The sequence below is a fragment of the Aquimarina algiphila genome, from assembly GCF_007489275.1.
Lineage (GTDB): Bacteria > Bacteroidota > Bacteroidia > Flavobacteriales > Flavobacteriaceae > Aquimarina > Aquimarina algiphila.
On sequence record NZ_VLNR01000069.1, the window covers coordinates 14,290 to 34,638 of the forward strand.

A 20,349-nucleotide genomic window follows, 5' to 3' on the forward strand; every position below is an offset into this window, starting at 1 on the left:
TGGGGAGGAACGACTTTCGTTTTTCTAAATATTATTTAGACTCCTGTTCTCAATAAAAACAATCTCTATTGTGTTTGTATAGATCTGTACTATAATGGTAAGACCGAAAACCTGTGATGATTCTCTTAAAAAACCTTTATTAATAATTCAAGATATTCTGTAGTAGTACTAGTTTTTCATTCCCTCTATGAATTTATTAATTTCTTTCAAGTTACTATTCTTAAGTTTATAAGAATAAAATAGTTTTTGTTCTGATTTTTTAGCAGAATTAATTGGAGTCTTAATTAAGTTATCTTTTAATTCTTTTTCAAACAAATGTTTAGGAACTACACTAAACCCATTATTCTTTTTTAAAACCTCTATTATATCCAGATAAGAAGGTAAAATATATCTCGGGATTATTTTGAGACTCTTGTTAAAATTTGTCTCCCAAAAAAAATTAATATCACTCTGATCATTGTCATAGACAAACCAAGTTTGCTTTTGCAACCATTTGGTGAGTTCTCGCTCATTATTTTCTATATTTTCTGGAATATCTATAGTATTAGAACAGATTAATTCTAATTCTTCATTTTTTATATACGCAAATTGATGATCATAAATACCATGTTTTTTTATTCCGACTAATAACTGAACTTTATCTATTTCAAGAGCTTCTATTAGCTCTTTTTCTGTCCCAAAATGAGTTACAATGTACATATCAAATGAATACATTTTATGGATTAGTTCTTTATTAAAAAAGTCTGTAGTACAACCAATTATTATTGCAGAGCGTGTTTTTTTTCTTCTTTGATTCGAATAATACTCTACCTTCTCTAATTCTTGTAATGGATTATTAACTTGTGAATACAAAAATTTCCCATATTCGGTAGGTGCTAATTTTCTGGTAGTCCTTTCAAACAACTTTTTGCCAATATGGCTTTCGAGAGCGGACAAATGTTTACTAACCCCTGGTTGAGTCATATTTAATTTTAATGAAGCTTCTGTAATATTTTTACATTCATATATAGCCCTAAAAGTTCTCAACCACTCCAAGTTAATCATAACATTTATTATAAATAATTAAACAAAAATAATTAAAATTATTAATTGATTGAATTTACATTTGTTCAAAAATAAAAATATGACAAAGACATTAGTAATAAATTACACTCCCAGAAAAGGCTCTTATACAAAAATTTTATTTGATGAATTTGTGAAACTAGCTAAAGGAAAAACAGAAATAAGGCATCTAAATTTAGCCGAAACCCCACCTGATTTATTATTAACAAAAAATTTGAATTTAATAATGCAATGGAATCAAGGCAAAAGAGATTTTTCAGAAACAGAACTCTTAATTCTATCGAATCATCATAAACTCATAGAACAAGTGCTTGAAGTTGACAATATTGTACTGGCTTTTCCAATTTATAATTTTACAATGCCAGCTACCGTAAAAGCTTGGATAGATGCTATTATCGTTAGTGACAAAACATTTTCTTTTAGCCCCAAAACCGGATTTACAGGTCTTTGTGTCAATAAAAAAGCTTTATCAATTATAGTAAGTGGTTTTGATTATAATACTTCGAATAATGTTAAAGAATATGCTTCATCTACGATTAAACAAAATTTTGATTTCATAGGCATTCCTACAGAACAGATTTTGGCTTTTGGAGTTGATCAAAATAGAGACCAATTAAACTCAATTCTTAAACATGCAAAATCAGAAATAAAAACCCTGATCGATAGTTGGTTTTCATAATCTAAAATTTCATTCTCCATAAGCTACATGAAAATATTTGGTTATTCGATGTAAATTCTCATAACTAATATCAAACCTTAGCACTTGTCCAACATAAGGTTCATATTCTTCATTTTTAATGGCGTTTTGAATTTCTGGATCAGGATATAAATCTTTGATATCTGCAGAATTTACATCTCTTAATTGATTATACCAATATTCTTTTCTGATGAGAAACCATTTTAGGTCTTTTGATTCATAGATGCTTTTATCATAAAAAGGTTTTCCATTGATCCATATTTTTGGGTTCTCAGCTACAGAAGAAGGTGACTGTTGTATTACCAGATAGATATGAGTCCCAGCATTCCATTCTGCACCGTTAGGCCCACCAGCATTATGATCAAATAAATCATTACTGTTAAGCTTTCCTGTTTTTATGATGTCGGATTCTTTTTTTATCCATTCTTGTATTTTAATACTATCATTTTCATTCGAATATTTATCATCTAATTGATAAAAACAAAAGGTTATAAATTCTTTACTATTTTCTTTAGCAACCTCTTCTTCTTTATTTGACTCTTCTATCAATTTTTCTTCCTTCTCATCTTTATTCGTATTTGATTTGCATGATATTATCAAAATTAAACCAAGCAAAATATATTGTAAGTTCATTTCTTAGTTTGATTTATTCTAATTAAAAGATGTCTCAATGTTTTCAGAATAAAAATAAGTGTTCCTTCTTTCTTAAATTACCTTGTTTTCAGTGAAACTTACCTGAGAATTGGTTTAGTTTTTTAAACTTTTAAATCTATATATCAATCCTTACACTCTGTTTAGAAGATATGTTGAATAACATATAAGAGCATAAAGCAAATTAAATAATGTATACCCTTAGTATTTAATAGCATCTCAAAGTTAAGGAGTTAACAAGCACATGCATTCGGTATCACATGCTTGGTTTTAATTTTTTTATTTTAATTCCCACGTTCTTACCCAATCATAAGAGGTTGTTCTTTCTTCTTCGGTTCCTGTCATACCCCCATCAGAAGGAACAGGGTTCCAGTCATATGTCTCAACAACCATTCTTAAATACATTGGTAAATCAAAATCTGCTTTTGGAATAGCCGTATACACTTTTTTACCATCTAAATAAAATTCTATTTCGGTAGCACTTTTCCACCAAGCGGCATAAATATGATAATCTGACCATACTTTCCCTCCTACTTCGGTATTACCTCCCACAGATCCTGTTCCTGTTGCTGGACAATCAGTTTGTCTACTGTGTGTATTAGAGTGAATAGTTTCATCAAATTGCAAAGCCCAATCTGCAGTTGCTGTAACTTGTCCTACACATTCCTGAATATCTAATTCTGTAACTCTTCTATCGCAACCTGTACCTTCATTTCTATGATTAATTAACCAAAATGTAGAGGACATAAACGTTTTATTAGCCTTCATTCTACATTCAAAATAATACCCAACCTGCGCTGCTGCCTTGGAACCAATATATGACCCTGCATGTGTAAATGTATTACCATTTACCATTTCTGGTGTATCCAACTTATAGGCTGTTAGTCTAAGATTATTTTCAGTTTCTGTCATTGTATTTTTCTTGAAAATCCCTGGAGCTCTCCCAATCCACCTCTTTGGATCTGTGTTTAACCATTTACTTTCGTCAAAAATACCATCATCAAACTCATCAGATAAGTTTTCTACTTTACTCCATGATTTACCAGAAGGAGCTGGATCAGCAGACCCTATAAAGTAAGGGGCATTTGATGAAGGTTCGTCTCTTGTTACTACAACGTCAAAACTACAAGATACCGTATTGCCAGCTGCATCCTTTACTTGAAATGTATTTGTGGTAGTTCCAACTGGGAATACCTCACCAGATGCTAAACCTTTTGTTTGTGAAGTGACAGCTCCTGGTAGGTTATCAGAACCAACTGGTGTAGTATATGTTACCTCTTTACCATTTGATGAAGCATCCACAACTTCACTAATATTTGAAATACATGCTATAGTAGGGTCTATATTATCCTTGGGCTCTTCTGTTTCAACATCGCTCCCATCATTGCTACTACAACTAGTTACAGATATATTGACAGACATAAATAAAAATACTATTAACTTGAAGGGGGGATTTTTTTTGAACATGACGGAATTTTTATGCAAATCTATAAGGTTTCAACCTATATAATAGAAACATATGTTTCAGAATTAGCAACACATGTTTAGTCAACTATGTATTCAAAACTCTCTTTAAAAAGCATATACACAATATCCCTGAATCTCTTGGGGATTAAAAATCTTCTCATGCCTACTAGAGTATTGGTGTCTTTTTGAGCAATTTCTTGCTCACTCTGTTAGTAATTTATTCAACTCACTTATCCTAGCAAGGTGGTGATCATCATGTTCTGCTACAAAAAGAAACAGATCCATGGTTCGCATTGGCGTTTCTAGTCTTGGATGTAGTGCATATTGATAAACTTGTTTTTCTGTTACTAATTTCAAGCTATTTATTGTCCTTTTTCGAATATCTTGAAATTCTTTTAACAAAAGTTCAACTGGTTTTTTATTATGTTGTGCAAAATGAGTTTTCCTGTTTTCTAAGTCAGCGGTTCTCAGATATTTTTGATTACTAAGAATATCTTCTAATCTACCTTGCCAAATAGGTTCAAGATCAATCAAATGCCCTACATTTTCCTGAATCGACCAGCTATTATTATTACGTTTGGTTAATTGTTCTGTTGGTATTTTATTAATCTTATCATTCAGTCGCAATGAAGTACCATCTAATCTCTCTAGTATTGAAGGAAAAATATTCTGCTCAAAGGAAAATTCAAATTTCCGATCAAACCATTTTATTTGTTTCATCCTTTATATTTTTAACTGTTTCACGAATAATTAAGTACTCTTCACAGAATACTTACTTTAAATGTAATAGATTTTGTACGCATACAAAAGGAGTAGTTGTTAATTTTCTTTTCCAGAACTATGAACCCGAATTAGAGTATAGGAAAATCCTTTATCATGCTCTCCCAGAACAGATACAAGTAACTCATCTTTATTAATAATTTTATATTGAATTTTTTTTGGAAAGTCATGCTGCAAATTCTCAAAAGAAAATAAATATCTCTCTGACTGTTTTAGTATAAATCTAATACCTTTCCCTTCGTTTTGATTGAATACTTTGGCAATATATACTAAATTATTATCAAACAATTTTATCTCTAACTTTTCAGAAACATATTTTTTTTCATCTCTTATTTTGTAAGATTCTCCAGTAAATTTACCATCCTTATTTTGCCAGGTTTCATAACTCTCTTTCCCTTCTATTTTCCATGTTCCGATTAAGAAGTTTATTTTTTGCATTTCTATCTTCTGTCCATAGACATGTTGCAAAACGAATACTACTAAAATGATACTTAATTTTATAATCCTCATTATTTTACTTTTTAATACTGTAAAATTAATTTCTAAGTATGTTTAAGGATTGTAAAAAACCGACACTTTATTTTTTCAAGAATAAATTTGCCATATTTTCTTCAAAGAATTTGTATTGAGATGGATCTTCGCCAGTAAATTCTTTAAAATTTTTAATGAAATGAGATTGATCATAAAACCCAGCTTGAAAAACGATATCCGACCAATCGATATCACCTTCCTGAATTAATCTAAAAATATAGGAAAATCTAATAATCCTAACATAAAACTTTGGAGACAAGCCAATGTGTGCTTTAAAATAACGTTCTAAACTTCTTTCGCTAATTCCAATTTTATTTTGGATTTCCTTTAAGCTAAGTTTTCCATTATTCCTGATAATTAATTCGACTATCTTTTGTCCTTTTAAAGGTTTTTTTTTCAATTTAGAAATACAAAACAAAAACCAATTTTCAATTTGTTTTACTTTTTCATCAAAAGAAAGAGAACTAGTAGCCACTTCTTTAATTGGTTTCAGAATTTTTAGACTTTTTAAAGGGATTTCGACCACCTTATCCGTTAAACTCGTAATTTCAATATCAAATAGTTCGGTCAATGCCCATGGTTGCATCTTAATAGCAAACATTTTTGATTCACCTGTATTTTCAAGGAAAAAACTATTTTTGATCTGACCCGCAATTAAGTCTTTACCTTGTAATTCCCAAACTCCATTTATATTAGTTTTATATGCATCTCCCAAATGAAAAATAAGTTCTGGATATCCATCTGGAATAATTTTTTCTCTTTGAATAGTAAGATCACCTTGTTTATCAATCCACCAAAAGCTTTGAATCATTATTGACACCTTTGGATCGGCATCTTTCTGAATGTATATTTCATTCATAATTGCGACTAATCATTAGATAATTTCTATACTACTATAAAAACCAACTGCTACAAAATATCTCCCTTTAATACCAGGATGAAAAACACATATATGACTTAGCTATTCCTGGGTCCTGATTCCAGAGTACTTAAAATTGTATCCCGCGTTTGTTCGCGCAATTCTTTCTTCTGTTCTTGTGTTAGCCCTTTTGTTGGAATTGCTTTAAGAATACGAGCCCTCATAATACCAGGACCGCCACTAAAGAAGGTATACGAAAATCGTTTTTTATTATCAAAAAATGCAAGTGGTAATATTGGGATCTGGTGATCTATAGCTAATCTAAAAGCTCCGTCTTTAAACTGATCTAATACAATAGATTCATCATCTGGAACGCCTCCTTCAGGAAAAATACAGATACTTGTACCATCATGTAATCTGGCCTGTGCCCTATCAAAAACCTCTTTACGACTACGCTGGCTATTACGATCAACAAGAATACAGGTTCGTTTGTAGAAAAATCCAAAAACCGGAATCTTTGCCAACTCCTTTTTGCCAACAAAAACAAAAGGATTTTTTACACAGTATAACATTAACATGATATCAGTCATCGATGCATGATTAGCCACAAACATGTAGCTCTTCTTGCGATCAACCGATTCTTCTTTGGTTACTCTAGGTATAAAGCCTGATCCATACAATACAATTTTTGCCCAAAATCTTGCTACTACAAAAAACTGTGGATATAACTTTTCTGTTGAAGAAAGGACTAATAGTAATGGAAACATAATAAGTATTGGAATACCCATAAGGATATAAAACCAGATACGCCACAACAGAATAAGTATGTTCCTTAATAATTGCATTGCCCAAAAATACACAATTGGTTTGAGCTATGTGAACAAAAAAATTACCTTTGCCAAGAAATTAGAAAAATTATCATGTCCAGAATTCTAACAGGAGTACAAAGTACAGGGACTCCGCATCTAGGAAATTTATTAGGAGCCATACTTCCTGCTATCGAAATGGCAAATCAGCCACAGAATGAATCCTTTCTGTTTATTGCTGATATGCATTCACTTACACAAATTAAAGATGCTAAAGTATTACGGGAGAATACCTACTCTACTGCAGCTACCTGGTTAGCTTGTGGATTGGACATAGAAAAAACAGTTTTTTATAGGCAAAGTGATATTCCGCAGGTAACAGAATTATCGTGGTACTTAAGTTGTTTCTTTCCTTATCAACGACTTACCCTTGCTCACTCTTTTAAGGATAAGGCTGATCGATTAGAGGATGTAAACGCTGGTCTATTTACCTACCCTATGTTAATGGCTGCAGATATTCTATTGTATGATGCAGAGATTGTTCCTGTAGGAAAGGATCAATTACAACATCTAGAAATGACACGTGATGTAGCTTCAAGAATACATGCTCAGGTTGGTGAGGTATTTGTATTACCAGAAGCTCAGGTACAAAAAGAAACAATGTATGTCCCTGGAACCGATGGTATCAAAATGAGTAAATCAAAAGGCAATATTATCAATCTGTTTTTGCCTGACAAGAAACTGCGTAAACAGATTATGACGATTCAGACTGATAGTACCCCTTTAGAAGAACCAAAAGATCCAGATACTTGCAATTTATTTGCTATATATAAACTTATTGCTACTGAAGAACAGCAAGAAGAAATGCGAAAAAATTATCGTGGTGGTAATTATGGGTATGGTCATGCAAAGCAAGCATTATACGAGCTACTTATCGATAAATTTGCTACAGTTAGGGAACGCTACAATTATTATATGAACAACCTTAATGAAGTTGATGAAGCTCTAGCTATAGGTGCCAAAAAAGCAACTACAATAGCAGATAGCGTATTGACAAGAGTGCGTAAAAAGGTGGGATATTAGTTAATATATCAATTTTTAAAAGCTTTGTTTCAAAACAATTAGATTCATTTACTAGTTTATGACAAAAAGTGTTTATTATTCTTTTTTACTACTATGTATATTCACTTCTTGTTCTAAAGAGCACTTATCTAAGACTAGTATTTCTTTCTATCATTGGAAGTCTGAGGCAAGTTTTAATGAATCTTATACAAAAGCGATTCATACTGCACGTACTGATAAAATCTATCTTCATTATTTTGATATCACAACAAAAGGAAGAACAAACGGCTATAATACTGAGGTTTTTCCAACCTATGTTGTAAAAAAGGTTTCAAAAGAATATCAGGATTTTGATATTGTGCCTGTTGTATATATTACAAATGAAGTATTTAAGATAAAAAAATTAGATCTTGTAGGTTTATCTGGCAACATCACCAAATTAATCCATCAAATAAGTACAAAACATTTTGGTAGAGAGATTAAAGAAATTCAGATTGATTGTGACTGGACACAAAGTACCAGAAATGTTTATTTCGAATTTTTAAAAACATTATCAACACAGTTTGATATTGATGTAACTATTAGGTTACATCAAATAAAATTTAAAGAAGAGACAGGAGTTCCACCTGTAAAAAAGGGAACTTTAATGGTTTACAACATTGGTGATCTAAAAAACAAACAACAGAATTCTATTTTAGAAAATACAATTGTAAAACAATACATAAATTCTAAAACCGCATACCCCTTGCCGTTACATATTGGTTTACCTTTGTTTTCTCAAACAGTTGTTAGCAATATGGATGATAAAATTAAAATCATCAAAAATACAGAACGGCTCGTTTTGGAAAACGATATTCATTTTAAAAAATTAAATGAATTCAATTTTGAGATTGTAAAAGACACACTATATAAAGGGTTTTATCTTAGTAAAGGGTATACTTTAAAATTAGAAGAATTAACAGAAGCCGAAATTATAGCATCTTATAAAACAATTAAAGAAAGTAAATTACAAACTAACGATATCATTTTTTATCATTTGGATGAGCAATCACTCTTAACCATTGATTTAAAAAAAATAATAGAGCAGTTATGAGAACTATATTAACCTATACAATGGCCTTTATCTCTTCAATTATCTTTGCAAGTGATCACAATTTTGTTTGTGGTGGTGATGGATATTGGGAGGGTGATAGTTTCTATAATTTATTCGTACAAACTAACATTTCTGCAAAAGAGTTTTACCCTTTTTTAAGGGATGAATACAATAACTTTTATGGTGAGAATTATTATGATGAAAAGAAAGAAATTGTTTACCCTAGAGGGAATGTAAATCTATGGAAAGAAGTTTTGCTAGACTGGAGTACCAAGGATATAGAAAATGTAATTTATAATTTTGATAGTTTTAACTGGAAGAACAAAACCACTAAAGCTGAAAAAAGCGCTAAAACCTATATCGAATTTGCTCAACAATGCAGTGAAGCTTTTAGGTATAGAAACAAGCGAAATTCATGGGATTATGATGAGATCTTAGCCCAAAAAACTGTAAATACCGAAGCTTTACTTGCAAAAGCAAATTTGTTGTTAAGTGCCGAAGCCAACCAGCAATTAAAAGCAAGGTATTATTATCAAATTATTAGGATTTTACATTATTCCAAGAGCTTTAGTGAAGCTGTAAATTTTTACAAAACAAAGGTTGAGGACCAGTTACCAAAAAATGAGATCTATTACTATATAACCGATCAGGTTGCTGGTTGTTATTATTCTTTAAAAGATTACGAAAAAGCAGCATATCTTTTTACAAAAGTGCTAAACAAAAGTATTGATAGAAAAAAATCTGCCTTTTTAAGTTACAATTTTTGTGCAAATAAAAACGCAGAGGGTAAACCATATTTTTCGGGTATCGATGACGAAAAAGATGTGTTGTTAATTGCTAGCTTAAGAGATTTTTCTGATGAAGTTAACAACATCAATAAATTTATACATCTAGATGCAAAAGATCCAAGGGTAGAACTTCTTTTTATGCGTGCATTAAGTAATGTAGAGCGTGATATTTGGCCAAGAAATATTGGTACCTTCGACAGGACATTGCCAAATATCCAAAACAATAAAAATTATAAAGAACTCCTACAAATAGCAGAGCAACAAATTGAGAATACTCAAATCAAAAATAAAGATTTTTGGAAAATCACAAGTTCCTATTTATCATTTATTAATAATGATCTTACCACTGCAAACCAGAAATTAAATAAGGTACAATCATTTCCAGAACAAAAGAAAACATTATCCATCATTTATAAAGTTTTTAGTTGGGATACTATTACCCCAGAAAATGAAAATTACTTAATCAAAATTATTGAAGATCATCCTACCAATGAAGATTGGAAACCCCTAATTCTTGATAGAATTTCACATATATATTATAAAAATAATAAAATAGGCAAAGCATTTCTAGTTCATAATCATCTTGAAAATGTCAAAAATATTAGCTCATTAGAATTACTAAATGCTTTAGAAAAGTTTTACCATAAGCCCAATAAAAGCAAGTATGAAAACATGCTTTTAAATAATAAATCTCAATCTTCTCTTGATTTTATAAGCTATATAAATCATCAAAAAGGAGTCTATTATTTATATCAAAAAAAACCTAAAGAAGCGCTGATTTATTTTAACAAAGAAAAAAATCCTCCAAGAGAGGCATCTATTCCTGGAACTATTTTTAGTAACAACATAAAAGAATGTTTTAGTTGTCCTGAAAAAAATATTATGGCAGACGAAGTGTATAAAGCAGATGTTTTTTCATTCATTAAAACCAATTTCTCAAAAAAAGAATTAGCTATAAATTTGATCGAATTAAAAAAATTAACTCATAATGAGAAACAATGGAAATCCAAATTAGCCAATTATTTATTAGCCAATTATTATAATAATATATCCAATACTGGATATTACAGAGGCATCTTAACCAATAATGGTAATTGTTGTGATTATAATTATATCGACTATGCCAATGATAGATATAAGAATACTAAAATAGGCGCTAATATCATTGCAAATAGATCAGGGTATACGTTATCTGATGTTAGTTATTATGACAAACATTATTTTGGATTAAGCGACACTGCGATAGAATATTATCAAAAAGTAATCGATTTGTCTACAGATAAAGAATTAAATGCTCGGTGCCTATATCTAATGGCAAAATGCGAACTTAATGACTACTATAATAATGGTAGTTCTAATACTTTTGAAATAAAATTATCTGAATATCAAACTATTCAATTACCAAATTATAATAGTTTTAAAATATTAAAAGAACAGTATTCAGATACCGAATTTCATAAAATGATTATACGAGAATGTAGTTATTTTAAAGCTTATAGTTCTCATTTCTGATTAAAAAAAGCTGCATTTTGACTAGACAATTGCAGCTTTTTTGTATAAGAAAGGATTCTAAAAATTATAATTCTTTAACTATTTCTTTTTTATACCTACCTAATAAAGCTCTTGTCATACCAAGATTTGCTTTAGAAGAATCTACAGCTAAGTAAATAAAATATTCACCATTATCTGACACATCAATGATATGGATTTGGTCAGAAAGTGTTATTAAAATATCTTGAATATTTGATTTTAATCCTAAAGCTTCAATTGCACTTTTTTTTGCTTTAACAACTTCTAAATTAAACGATGAGGCAATTTCTGGATCAAAATCTTTCTTTTCAGAATGAGAAACATAAGATACTCCTGTACTCACTTCTGATACAGAAACAGCAATTAAACCTGGTATATTCGATTTCACATCAGAAACGAATTGTTCTAAAAAATTTGACATAAGTAACTAATTTTTATTTATTTAATTTTTAATGAATTCATAAGCTTTAATATTAATCCAATTTTTGAAATATCTTTTGATATAGATATTATAATAGATTCAGAACTTAATTTATTAGCTATGAAAAAACCATCTGAAGATTTTGCCATTATTTGATCAAGCTCTCCATTGCCTATATCTTTTGATAAATCTTTACACATTGTAAATAACGTTTCTGTCATTAATGCAACATTAGTATCATATTCTATGTTCAATGAATCAACCATATTACCATCATTATCCACAATTAAAACAGCTTCTGCATTTATAGATTTTAACACCTTTTTTAAATCCATTTTTTCTTCATTTTTTCCCAAAATACTCTTAAATATTTAATTTATTGTGATATTGAATATCATCGGTTTTTTTATTAAAACATTAATTCTATAATTATCTTTAGATACTATTATTTTATTAGAACAAAAATGGGCTAATTTAATTTAAAACACAATAAAATGTTTATAAAATTATTCATATCTTAATTCAAAAGAAGAATAAGAATCCCATTTTTGTTCTAATAAAATAATCGTGTCGCAAGATAGCAAGAATATATTAGAATTATACACAAAAAGTGTATTTCATCGAAAAAAATAGGTAAATAATCTATCAAAAAGTGTATTTTAGCAAATAGAAACTTGGTATACATTTTGACATAAATTACTTTTATACCGTAAAAAAAATACTTGAATACTATTGAATAATTTATAAAATAATATTTTGAAGACACTACCCAAATCTGAATTGAAATTACTTTTACAAGAAAGAATAGAAAAATTTAATCAATGTAGAACATCTAACGGAAAAGTCACAAGAGTTGATTTGGAATTATCCAATACAACTTATGATGATATTATTTCAGAAAAAGAAACTTCTGACTTAAATATAGAGTCGATTGATAAAACTGTAACTTCTGAAGATACTACTAAAGCGACAAAAACATATAGCGAAAAAATAAAGGTAGGATATTTTGGGAAACGACGAAGTCGTTTTTAAGATGTCAACCTAAAATCTATTATGCAATAAAGATAAATATGTTAACCCAAGCCTGTCAAAGAAGTATTGGGAGAACCAACTTCAACAAGCTTAGATATAGAAAATAGTGTACTTATAATAATCTCTTATTCTTACATTCCTTTTTCTACTTTTAAAATCACATTATAGGTTTTGTTCTTTTTGTTAAAAATAACTGGGTATTTCCCCGCTTTTATTACATTTCCTTTAAGTCCCAAACCTTTTAAATATGAGGCATCCAAAGTCAAACTATTTTTAAGATAAAAAATATTAGCTTCTGGATTTGAATCACCATATTGTATTGACATTAAATCATTCTCCCCATAAAACTGTACTCCAAGAATGCTCTCATTCATGGCAAACAACATCCCTTCTGTGTTGGATTTAACATCTAATTTGAGTACATCTCTAAAGGACTCAAAAACCCTTGGATCGGCTTTATGAACTAGAATCCATGGATCATTATATACCCAGTCACATCTAATAATTTTACAGGGATCAAAAAGCTCTAGTGGAGGAGTAATTGCGAGTCCGGGATTTGTTTGACATTTCCATTCTATACATATGCCTCCGTTCAAATCAAATTCACAACTTTTTTCACCTGTTAAAGGGTTTGTAACTTCTTTGGCATTAGAGTGAAATTTAGACACGCAAATCTCTCCCCAGCCCTTTGCGTTGGCTTGAGTGTCTTGATCAACAGCAATTTGTTCTTCGATGGTATTTTCCTGTTCACAAGAACATACAGTAATTAGTAAGATAGCAATTATACTTAATGATACTTTTTTCATAATTTCTATGGTTTTAATATGAGTTAATAGTTGTTCTGGCCCCAAAACATAGTATGATCGATCGATCTGATCCAAAATTAAACAGGATCTTATACCCAACTTAGTAACGATGTAACAAATCCTAGAAAATATGTAACATCCTTATAAAGGGTTATTTACCCCCTTGGAGAAAGTGACAGAAAACTTTCTCTGGATAAATGAGGTAAGCAAAACCTTTAACAAAAAATTCACATTTCATCTAAAAATATTATCTTCGCACCCAACTTCGTGGATACGCCCCAAATCGTAATCACAAATTTTATTTAATATAAAACGATAGTTATAATGTTGTCAACAACATATATGTGATCATAGCTGATAGAGATTTAATCGAATGGTTATTGTGTTTTTGGAATGACGCCGCACTTGCTGAAAAAAATGTAGCAACCAATGTGCAGAAAAATCGAAAAGCTAGGTAACATTTTTCAATGCTACAACACATATATTAAATGTTTACTATCTAAAAATGAAAAATTACATCCTTTAGAAATTTCATCTATGAATACAATAGAAAGAATAATTCTAAACTATGTATAAAAAATAACTTATACCTACTATGAAGAAAATTTACCTATTTACATTATTAAGTATTTTATTTTTTGGTTGTTCTAGTGATGACAGTTCACCTGACGCACAATTAAATATTCCAATTATAGATGATATCTCTACTACTAATGCAACTGCTGGAGATATTATTACCATTACAGGAAAAAACTTTGATTCAAACCAAACCTATATTATTAAGTTTAACGGCACACAAGGCACAGTAACCGAAATAACTGCCACATTTCTAAAAGCCAAAGTTCCTGAAGGAGCAACAACAGGAGATATTACCCTTACTATTAATACACAAACAACAGTTGTAGGTACGATAACAATAGATGAAGAACCTCAAAGCCCAACTATAGAAAACATCTCTACAGACAGTGCTGTTGTTGGAGATATTATAACAGTTAATGGTACTAATTTTGATCCTGAGGAAACATATATCATTAAATTTAATGGGATACAAGGTACTATAACAGAGATAACGACAACCTCTTTAAAAGTACAAGTTCCTGAAGGAGCAACCACAGGAGAAATTACTCTTATATTTAATGAAAAAGCAACTGTTATAGGAAATATTGAAATCCTAGAAGTTGTAATAGATTATGGATCTAGACTTTTTGCTTATAAAGATGGAATAACACCAAGTCAAATTGTAGAAATTGACAAAAATACCGGAGAACAGATTAGTGTTATCGCCGATATAGATCATGATAATTATTTGAGTGATTTTATTTTTGATGATGCTAAAAACGAAATTATTTGTAATTATACAGATAATAATATCACTTATCTCTACAAAATAAATGTAGATAATGGGCAAACTACATCAACCCAAAGTAATCCTGCTACAGGTCGTTATGAAAACTGGATTATAGGTCGTTATAACAGTCCAAACTTTCTTTTTGCGTACAAGGATCAAATTACACCTAGCAAAATTGTACAAATTGATCTCGAATCCGGAAATTTTGTTGATGATGTAACAGACATAGATCACAACAATTATTTGAGTGATTTTAATTTTGATTCTGATGCAGATGAAATTATTTGTAATTATACCGATAATAACATCACTTACCTGTACAAAATAAATGTAAATAATGGACAAACAACATCAATCCAAAGTAACCCAACTACAGGTCGATACGAGAACTGGATTATGAGTGCAAATAATAGACTTTTTGTTTACAAAGATGGGGTAACACCTAGTCAAATCATAGAAATTGATAAAAATACAGGAAATCAAATCAGTGTCATTGCTGACATAGATCACGACAATTATTTAAGTGATTTTGTTTTTGATTCCTCAAAAAATGAAATTATTTGTAACTATACTGATAACAATATTACTTATCTCTATAAGATAAATGTAGATACCGGAAAAACAACATCAATCCAAAGTAACCCAACTACAGGTCGGTACGAGAACTGGATTATGAGTCTTGTGGAATAAGAAAATATAACTATAACAAAAACAGAGATGTAAAATACATCTCTGTTTTTATTCTTTACTCATATCTAGAAATAGTTATTATTGTTTTTGATATACTAAATATCAAAAAAAAGTGACTTAGAAACTGATAAAAATCATTTTTGAAAATTAAAAAACAAGGTATCATTGATTTTTATATACAGATATGGAAGTCTCTAATGATATTGTTCTGCGTCCTCGTTTTTTTCAAGAGTTAAATATCTCATCAGAAAAAGCGCTAGATGCTTTTGAAAAAATCGGTAAGACAAATCAAGATTTTAAAATAAGTCGGGTAGATCATCATGTCTTTATACGTATTCCTAAAAACAAACAACACTTTTGGTCTCCTCAATTACATCTTGAGATTTATGATATGGATAACGGACAACCAAAACTAAAAGGTCTTTTTGGTCCAAGTCCAACGGTTTGGACATGTTTTATGTTTCTGCATTTTATAGTAGCTATAGTATTTATAAGTGCTGCCATCTGGATGTATGTAAATATACGCCTCGACAAACCCTATGTATACCCTATTGTCTCCATGTTCTTTCTTATTATTATTTGGTTTGTACTTTATTTTGCAGGACGAATAGGAAGACAAGCTGGTAAAAAGGAGATGCGAGCTTTATATCTTTTCATGCAAAATACAATAAATACTACATCAAAGATTTAACTGTTTCACTTACACTCAAAAAACTTTAATCCCATACGGATTTCCGTAAGAAAATTTTAAAGTTTTATGATAGCTTGCGATCCAAAAATCAATCAAAATTAAGTGGATAAGAACTTCATACAAATTAATTTTTAATAATAAATACATCTAATATAACATGTTTACAAGGCCCACTTTTTATAAGTTTCGCAATAGCGAATTTATTCAGTATTTAACCTACGTGAAAAACATTGTAATTCTGCGAGATCCACAAGCTTTAAAACTTGCACCACAATCCGCCACTCTAATCCGAGAAATTTTTGCTATGGATGAGGTGTACAAGAAACAAATAAATACAATCTCTAAAGATCTTGAAGCTATAGATAAACGAAGAGACCTTGCTATTATAGGTATAAGAATAGTTTTAGAAGGGTTCATTTATCACTTTGATCATACAAAGCGTAATGCGGCAAAAGAACTCCTAAAGAGTATAGACAACTATGAGAAAAGAATTACTAAGCAAAATTATCATGTAAAGACCATTACTTTGGATCATCTTACTTATGATTGGGAAACAATTTTAGAATTAAAGACAGCTTTGATAACTCTTGATCTTACTGATTGGGCAAAAGAGCTAAAAGAAAGTAATACTACTTTTAATAAAACGTATCTAAAACATAATGCTGAGTATTTGTTCGACAGCAAAACCGATGTCACTCAACTTAGAAATAAAGTAAAAGAAAGCTATACCGATCTCATCAATCATATCACAGCTTATGCTACGCTACATTCGTCTGAAGTATATGAGAATATCATAAAAGAAATTAATATACTTACTAAAAAATATAATGATATTGTAGAAAAAAGAGAGCCCTTAGATGTTGAAATAGTAGAGAGCCCTTTTTGATTATCTTCTATAAATCTAATTCTTCATTATATCATATAAGAAAAAAATTCTTTCCTCTGATATGGATTCCCGTAAGAAAGCTTCAAAGTTTTGTAGTAAATTAGATTAAGAAATCTTTTAACCCTAAAAAGTTTTGAAATAAAACCGCCCCTACAAGTTTGCTACATCAAAAAAAAACAAGTTGCCATTAAGGGTGTATCAAATAGGTAATAAAGTAATATTAGTAACTGGTTAAAACAAAATTTAAAAATCATAATCGTCTATTGTAAGGTAAGCACATAAAAATGTAAACGGATACACAATAATTGTTTTTAATAACTTTTAAAACTCTTAATGCCTTATGTTTACTACACCTGCTTTTTATATGTTTCGAAATAGCGAGTTTATCAAATATCTAATCGATATAAAGAATATTATAATTGTACAAAATCCTCGCGCTCTAAAAATTGAATCACAAACTGCTGTTTTAACGCAACAAATCACCGTTATTAATGGTGCATTAAAAAAACAACTAGAAAATCCAACAATCTCGAATACTGATCCCAATGAAATAGATCAACGTAGAGATCTTGCTATTGTAGGTATTAGATCTATCGTAGAAGCTTACACATATAATGTTGATGAGATAAAAAGTGCAGCCGGAGCAGCTTTATTAGAAAGTATTGACAAATACGGAAGCCCGATTGCCCAACATACTTATGAAGCACAAAACAATGCTCTGGACAATCTTTTACATGATTGGTCTACCATTCTTATTCTAAAAGCTTCCATAGCAATTCTAGGATTAACTAGCTGGGTAGAAGAGTTATCAGAAGACAATGAATCTTCTCCCCAAATATCTTTTAATCACAATCTAACATCTGTACCTAATAGTAAAATAAATATATACAGACTTAGAACTCAAGCTAAAAAAAGCTATCATAATCTGATTAATCATATTGCAAGTCATGCTTCTTTAAATCCAAAAACTTATGAATGTGTAGTACGAGAAATTAATATACTAACAAGTCGTTATAACACTCTGGTAGAAAAAAGAAAAAATACTGTTTCTGATACCATAAAAGGCAAAAAACGCTTTAAACCATCTTATATGTTCTAAGCAAGAAATGTTATGTTGAAACAAACTATTATTTTTCAGAAAAAGAATACTTAATTTCATTATTGTTCATTCGAATCATTATTACTTCTTAGCTAATACAAAAAAAATCTTTTGTTCTCGTACGGATTTCCGTAAGACAATCTCATATTTTCTTCTTAATTTAATATCAGGAAAATTTCATATTTAGAAGCTTTTCGAACAATCTTTATCGTTCTAATACTTTATAAGGATATCATATGTATATACCAACATATACAGACTAGTACTTGAATTTAAAAAAATCAGAAAGAGAATACTCAAGTGCTATACAAAGCAGTCTGATCACTTCTACAGAAGGTCTAGTATCTGCCTTTTCGATATCAATAATTGTGCGATAACTTACCCCAGATTTTTCGGCTAATTCAGTCAAAGTCAGTCCGGCGTCTAACCTCAAACCCCGTAATCGATTGCCTAGTGCTTCTTTAAATTGATCATCCTTAGCCATCCTCAAAAATGGCTAAATTCCTGTTAACAAGATAGTTGCAGATGAATTTATTTACGTAAAACACTGGTTATCTGTAATAATTATGCAGTATATTGCATAATTTATTATATTTGTCTCAGACAAAACAATAATGACCAAAGAAGAGCTATATCGTTATATGTTGGCCTATCAGCAGGAGCACATGTTTACTAAAAAGGATCAAAGTAATTTTATTATTGTCCTCAAAAGTTTACAAGCTGATGCTGACCCAAAAAAAGGAAAAACATAACCAAAAATTGATAGACATGACAGAAAAAAAACTTTACGAACGATTGATGCACTATAAAAGTAAGTATGGTCTTACCAGAGAAGCATTACAGCAGTATCAATGGGCATTAGAACTCATTAAACAAGGAAATAGCGACCAAGAAGAATAAAAATATAAATTCCATACTATCTCCATACTTCTTATAAACAGAAACAAGTTCAGGTCTCAAACGATGTCAGAAACTAATATTTCATCGTTTGAGATTCTGAAATAAAATAATGCTCAAAATACGATCAATTGTTTTATAGTACTCTGTCAATGATTTTTTTATTTATCGTGACTTCATCAAAACATTTTTCAGCCCAATCTTTTGACATACGTTTTTTTGCGAATTCACCATATCTAAAATCCGTCCATTTTATGTTTTTCTTTTGTTTTATTTTTTCCAAATTTTTATGTGAAATAAAAGATTGAGCTCGGTAATAAATCGTCTTATATTGTCCTTGATGCTCTGTTCTTTTTATTAAGCGTAGATAAAGGTATGGCGTTCTAACAAGAAGAATATATCCCATTATTGTAGTTACTATAAAAACACCTAAACCGTAGAAAGTCCAAACTGCGTTTATGATTAATGAAATCATCATTAAGCCAAGAAGATATACAAAAAAACTCAAGCCAAGAGCATTTATTTCTCTTGGAGACATATTATGTTTTTCCATAAATCGAATATAAAATTCAGGTTTCCATATAGCTTTTCTAACTTCGGACACTACAATTTCATCCACTTCTTTCTCGACTGTTAATTGATCAAAAAATAACTCAGCTTCTTTTTTTGTTAATTTATTCGAACTAATATATCTCCATTTTATACTTTTTTTACCTACTATTTTTTCTGGCTTTTTGTTAGAAATACATGATTGGACAATATAATATACCTCTTCTTCTTTACCAAGCTGTTCTGTTCTTTCAATGATCCTATAATAACGATGATAATATGTAGTATATAATTTAAACGATACTGATACTACTACTATAGAGATTCCTAAAACAAATAAGGTCCATGGACCAAAAAGAGCTGTTGCTAAAGAAGTAAGAAATAAAATCACCAATGGGATAAAAATGATTAGTTTTTCAAAATTCCTCACATGTTCACGAATAGTATTGTCATATCTAAAGAGTTTATGTATTGACTGGAGATTCCTATGAAATTGACCCGGGTATTCCTGTTTAAATAGAGCATAGCAAAACAGTTCCCAAAAGCGTGTTTATTTCAGTGTTAAAATTACGATTTTTTTCTTTTTCTTCTCATCGACTCTCCT

Annotated in this window: 23 protein-coding genes; 11 read left to right on the plus strand and 12 right to left on the minus strand. The window is 30.0% G+C overall.

Going from position 1 to position 20,349, the window contains the following annotated elements; genetic code table 11:
- Positions 1-168: 168 nt before the first annotated feature.
- On the minus strand, positions 169-1,044 hold the full coding sequence (locus FOF46_RS24675) for a LysR family transcriptional regulator (protein WP_109436067.1): 876 nt from the start codon (positions 1,042-1,044) through the stop codon (positions 169-171).
- 79 nt (positions 1,045-1,123) lie between these two features.
- Between FOF46_RS24675 and FOF46_RS24680 the strand changes: the two genes are divergently transcribed.
- Positions 1,124-1,741: an NAD(P)H-dependent oxidoreductase gene (locus FOF46_RS24680; RefSeq protein WP_143918299.1), complete on the plus strand. Its 618-nt coding sequence runs from the start codon at positions 1,124-1,126 to the stop codon at positions 1,739-1,741.
- A 9-nt stretch (positions 1,742-1,750) separates the two neighbouring features.
- Here FOF46_RS24680 and FOF46_RS24685 read toward each other — a convergent pair whose 3' ends face one another.
- The 6 genes from FOF46_RS24685 to FOF46_RS24710 all read right to left on the minus strand — a co-directional run bounded on the left by FOF46_RS24685 (position 1,751) and on the right by FOF46_RS24710 (position 6,892).
- Positions 1,751-2,392, minus strand: a complete 642-nt coding sequence (locus FOF46_RS24685; protein ID WP_143918300.1) for a hypothetical protein — start codon at positions 2,390-2,392, stop codon at positions 1,751-1,753.
- A 297-nt stretch (positions 2,393-2,689) separates the two neighbouring features.
- Positions 2,690-3,832 (minus strand): HYR domain-containing protein, encoded by a 1,143-nt coding sequence (locus tag FOF46_RS24690; RefSeq protein ID WP_143918301.1) that lies wholly within the window; start codon positions 3,830-3,832, stop codon positions 2,690-2,692.
- Between the two features lie 246 nt (positions 3,833-4,078).
- Positions 4,079-4,597 (minus strand): DinB family protein, encoded by a 519-nt coding sequence (locus FOF46_RS24695; protein WP_109436071.1) that lies wholly within the window; start codon positions 4,595-4,597, stop codon positions 4,079-4,081.
- Between the two features lie 99 nt (positions 4,598-4,696).
- A complete protein-coding gene (locus tag FOF46_RS24700) occupies positions 4,697-5,167 on the minus strand; it encodes a DUF6265 family protein (RefSeq protein WP_143918302.1) in 471 nt (156 codons plus the stop codon).
- 67 nt (positions 5,168-5,234) lie between these two features.
- Positions 5,235-6,047, minus strand: coding sequence for a helix-turn-helix domain-containing protein (locus tag FOF46_RS24705; protein WP_143918303.1), 813 nt, complete (start codon positions 6,045-6,047; stop codon positions 5,235-5,237).
- A gap of 98 nt (positions 6,048-6,145) precedes the next feature.
- Entirely contained in the window at positions 6,146-6,892 is a 747-nt protein-coding gene (locus FOF46_RS24710; RefSeq protein WP_143918304.1) for a lysophospholipid acyltransferase family protein, read from the minus strand.
- 75 nt (positions 6,893-6,967) lie between these two features.
- Between FOF46_RS24710 and trpS the strand changes: the two genes are divergently transcribed.
- Genes trpS through FOF46_RS24725 form a run of 3 tightly spaced genes read left to right on the plus strand, consistent with a single transcriptional unit; the run spans position 6,968 to position 11,308 of the window.
- Positions 6,968-7,936 (plus strand): tryptophan--tRNA ligase, encoded by a 969-nt coding sequence (gene trpS / locus FOF46_RS24715; protein WP_109436075.1) that lies wholly within the window; start codon positions 6,968-6,970, stop codon positions 7,934-7,936.
- Between the two features lie 58 nt (positions 7,937-7,994).
- Complete coding sequence (locus FOF46_RS24720; RefSeq protein WP_143918305.1) at positions 7,995-9,008, plus strand: hypothetical protein; 1,014 nt, start codon at positions 7,995-7,997, stop codon at positions 9,006-9,008.
- Positions 9,005-11,308 (plus strand): ligand-binding sensor domain-containing protein, encoded by a 2,304-nt coding sequence (locus FOF46_RS24725; protein ID WP_143918306.1) that lies wholly within the window; start codon positions 9,005-9,007, stop codon positions 11,306-11,308. The genes FOF46_RS24720 and FOF46_RS24725 overlap by 4 nt, the downstream gene beginning before the upstream one ends.
- Positions 11,309-11,372: 64 nt before the next feature.
- Here the strand turns inward: FOF46_RS24725 and FOF46_RS24730 are convergent, their stop codons facing one another.
- Entirely contained in the window at positions 11,373-11,747 is a 375-nt protein-coding gene (locus FOF46_RS24730) for a hypothetical protein (RefSeq protein WP_143918307.1), read from the minus strand.
- 17 nt (positions 11,748-11,764) lie between these two features.
- Positions 11,765-12,103 carry a roadblock/LC7 domain-containing protein gene (locus tag FOF46_RS24735; protein WP_143918308.1) on the minus strand — a complete coding sequence of 113 codons (339 nt, stop codon included), beginning with the start codon at positions 12,101-12,103 and terminating at the stop codon, positions 11,765-11,767.
- A gap of 400 nt (positions 12,104-12,503) precedes the next feature.
- Between FOF46_RS24735 and FOF46_RS24740 the strand changes: the two genes are divergently transcribed.
- On the plus strand, positions 12,504-12,779 hold the full coding sequence (locus FOF46_RS24740) for a hypothetical protein (protein ID WP_143918309.1): 276 nt from the start codon (positions 12,504-12,506) through the stop codon (positions 12,777-12,779).
- A 131-nt stretch (positions 12,780-12,910) separates the two neighbouring features.
- On the opposite strand, the gene FOF46_RS24745 is transcribed toward FOF46_RS24740, so the two are convergent.
- On the minus strand, positions 12,911-13,585 hold the full coding sequence (locus FOF46_RS24745; protein ID WP_143918310.1) for a hypothetical protein: 675 nt from the start codon (positions 13,583-13,585) through the stop codon (positions 12,911-12,913).
- Between the two features lie 595 nt (positions 13,586-14,180).
- Between FOF46_RS24745 and FOF46_RS24750 the strand changes: the two genes are divergently transcribed.
- The 4 genes from FOF46_RS24750 to FOF46_RS24765 all read left to right on the plus strand — a co-directional run bounded on the left by FOF46_RS24750 (position 14,181) and on the right by FOF46_RS24765 (position 18,299).
- Positions 14,181-15,623, plus strand: a complete 1,443-nt coding sequence (locus FOF46_RS24750) for an IPT/TIG domain-containing protein (protein WP_143918311.1) — start codon at positions 14,181-14,183, stop codon at positions 15,621-15,623.
- A 184-nt stretch (positions 15,624-15,807) separates the two neighbouring features.
- Positions 15,808-16,314: a GTP-binding protein gene (locus FOF46_RS24755; protein WP_109436081.1), complete on the plus strand. Its 507-nt coding sequence runs from the start codon at positions 15,808-15,810 to the stop codon at positions 16,312-16,314.
- 220 nt (positions 16,315-16,534) lie between these two features.
- Positions 16,535-17,200, plus strand: coding sequence for a DUF6261 family protein (locus tag FOF46_RS24760; protein ID WP_143918312.1), 666 nt, complete (start codon positions 16,535-16,537; stop codon positions 17,198-17,200).
- 340 nt (positions 17,201-17,540) lie between these two features.
- Positions 17,541-18,299, plus strand: a complete 759-nt coding sequence (locus FOF46_RS24765) for a DUF6261 family protein (protein WP_109436083.1) — start codon at positions 17,541-17,543, stop codon at positions 18,297-18,299.
- Between the two features lie 259 nt (positions 18,300-18,558).
- On the opposite strand, the gene FOF46_RS24770 is transcribed toward FOF46_RS24765, so the two are convergent.
- Complete coding sequence (locus tag FOF46_RS24770; protein WP_109436084.1) at positions 18,559-18,783, minus strand: helix-turn-helix domain-containing protein; 225 nt, start codon at positions 18,781-18,783, stop codon at positions 18,559-18,561.
- Positions 18,784-18,913: 130 nt separating this feature from the next.
- On the opposite strand from FOF46_RS24770, the gene FOF46_RS31775 reads away from it, so the two are divergent.
- On the plus strand, positions 18,914-19,051 hold the full coding sequence (locus FOF46_RS31775; protein ID WP_167571939.1) for a hypothetical protein: 138 nt from the start codon (positions 18,914-18,916) through the stop codon (positions 19,049-19,051).
- A 16-nt stretch (positions 19,052-19,067) separates the two neighbouring features.
- Positions 19,068-19,199 carry a hypothetical protein gene (locus FOF46_RS32995; RefSeq protein WP_255412225.1) on the plus strand — a complete coding sequence of 44 codons (132 nt, stop codon included), beginning with the start codon at positions 19,068-19,070 and terminating at the stop codon, positions 19,197-19,199.
- 133 nt (positions 19,200-19,332) lie between these two features.
- Here the strand turns inward: FOF46_RS32995 and FOF46_RS24775 are convergent, their stop codons facing one another.
- On the minus strand, positions 19,333-20,175 hold the full coding sequence (locus FOF46_RS24775) for a hypothetical protein (protein ID WP_143918313.1): 843 nt from the start codon (positions 20,173-20,175) through the stop codon (positions 19,333-19,335).
- Positions 20,176-20,349 lie beyond the last annotated feature (174 nt).

Bases quoted from the DNA above. Each gene is read 5' to 3' on its own strand.
- FOF46_RS24675 (WP_109436067.1), bottom strand. From the start codon at position 1,044: ATGATTAACTTGGAGTGGTTGAGAACTTTTAGGGCTATATATGAATGT.
- FOF46_RS24680 (WP_143918299.1), top strand. From the start codon at position 1,124: ATGACAAAGACATTAGTAATAAATTACACTCCCAGAAAAGGCTCTTAT.
- FOF46_RS24685 (WP_143918300.1), bottom strand. From the start codon at position 2,392: ATGAACTTACAATATATTTTGCTTGGTTTAATTTTGATAATATCATGC.
- FOF46_RS24690 (WP_143918301.1), bottom strand. From the start codon at position 3,832: ATGTCTGTCAATATATCTGTAACTAGTTGTAGTAGCAATGATGGGAGC.
- FOF46_RS24695 (WP_109436071.1), bottom strand. From the start codon at position 4,597: ATGAAACAAATAAAATGGTTTGATCGGAAATTTGAATTTTCCTTTGAG.
- FOF46_RS24700 (WP_143918302.1), bottom strand. From the start codon at position 5,167: ATGAGGATTATAAAATTAAGTATCATTTTAGTAGTATTCGTTTTGCAA.
- FOF46_RS24705 (WP_143918303.1), bottom strand. From the start codon at position 6,047: ATGAATGAAATATACATTCAGAAAGATGCCGATCCAAAGGTGTCAATA.
- FOF46_RS24710 (WP_143918304.1), bottom strand. From the start codon at position 6,892: ATGCAATTATTAAGGAACATACTTATTCTGTTGTGGCGTATCTGGTTT.
- trpS (WP_109436075.1), top strand. From the start codon at position 6,968: ATGTCCAGAATTCTAACAGGAGTACAAAGTACAGGGACTCCGCATCTA.
- FOF46_RS24720 (WP_143918305.1), top strand. From the start codon at position 7,995: ATGACAAAAAGTGTTTATTATTCTTTTTTACTACTATGTATATTCACT.
- FOF46_RS24725 (WP_143918306.1), top strand. From the start codon at position 9,005: ATGAGAACTATATTAACCTATACAATGGCCTTTATCTCTTCAATTATC.
- FOF46_RS24730 (WP_143918307.1), bottom strand. From the start codon at position 11,747: ATGTCAAATTTTTTAGAACAATTCGTTTCTGATGTGAAATCGAATATA.
- FOF46_RS24745 (WP_143918310.1), bottom strand. From the start codon at position 13,585: ATGAAAAAAGTATCATTAAGTATAATTGCTATCTTACTAATTACTGTA.
- FOF46_RS24750 (WP_143918311.1), top strand. From the start codon at position 14,181: ATGAAGAAAATTTACCTATTTACATTATTAAGTATTTTATTTTTTGGT.
- FOF46_RS24755 (WP_109436081.1), top strand. From the start codon at position 15,808: ATGGAAGTCTCTAATGATATTGTTCTGCGTCCTCGTTTTTTTCAAGAG.
- FOF46_RS24765 (WP_109436083.1), top strand. From the start codon at position 17,541: ATGTTTACTACACCTGCTTTTTATATGTTTCGAAATAGCGAGTTTATC.
- FOF46_RS24770 (WP_109436084.1), bottom strand. From the start codon at position 18,783: ATGGCTAAGGATGATCAATTTAAAGAAGCACTAGGCAATCGATTACGG.
- FOF46_RS31775 (WP_167571939.1), top strand. From the start codon at position 18,914: ATGACCAAAGAAGAGCTATATCGTTATATGTTGGCCTATCAGCAGGAG.
- FOF46_RS32995 (WP_255412225.1), top strand. From the start codon at position 19,068: ATGACAGAAAAAAAACTTTACGAACGATTGATGCACTATAAAAGTAAG.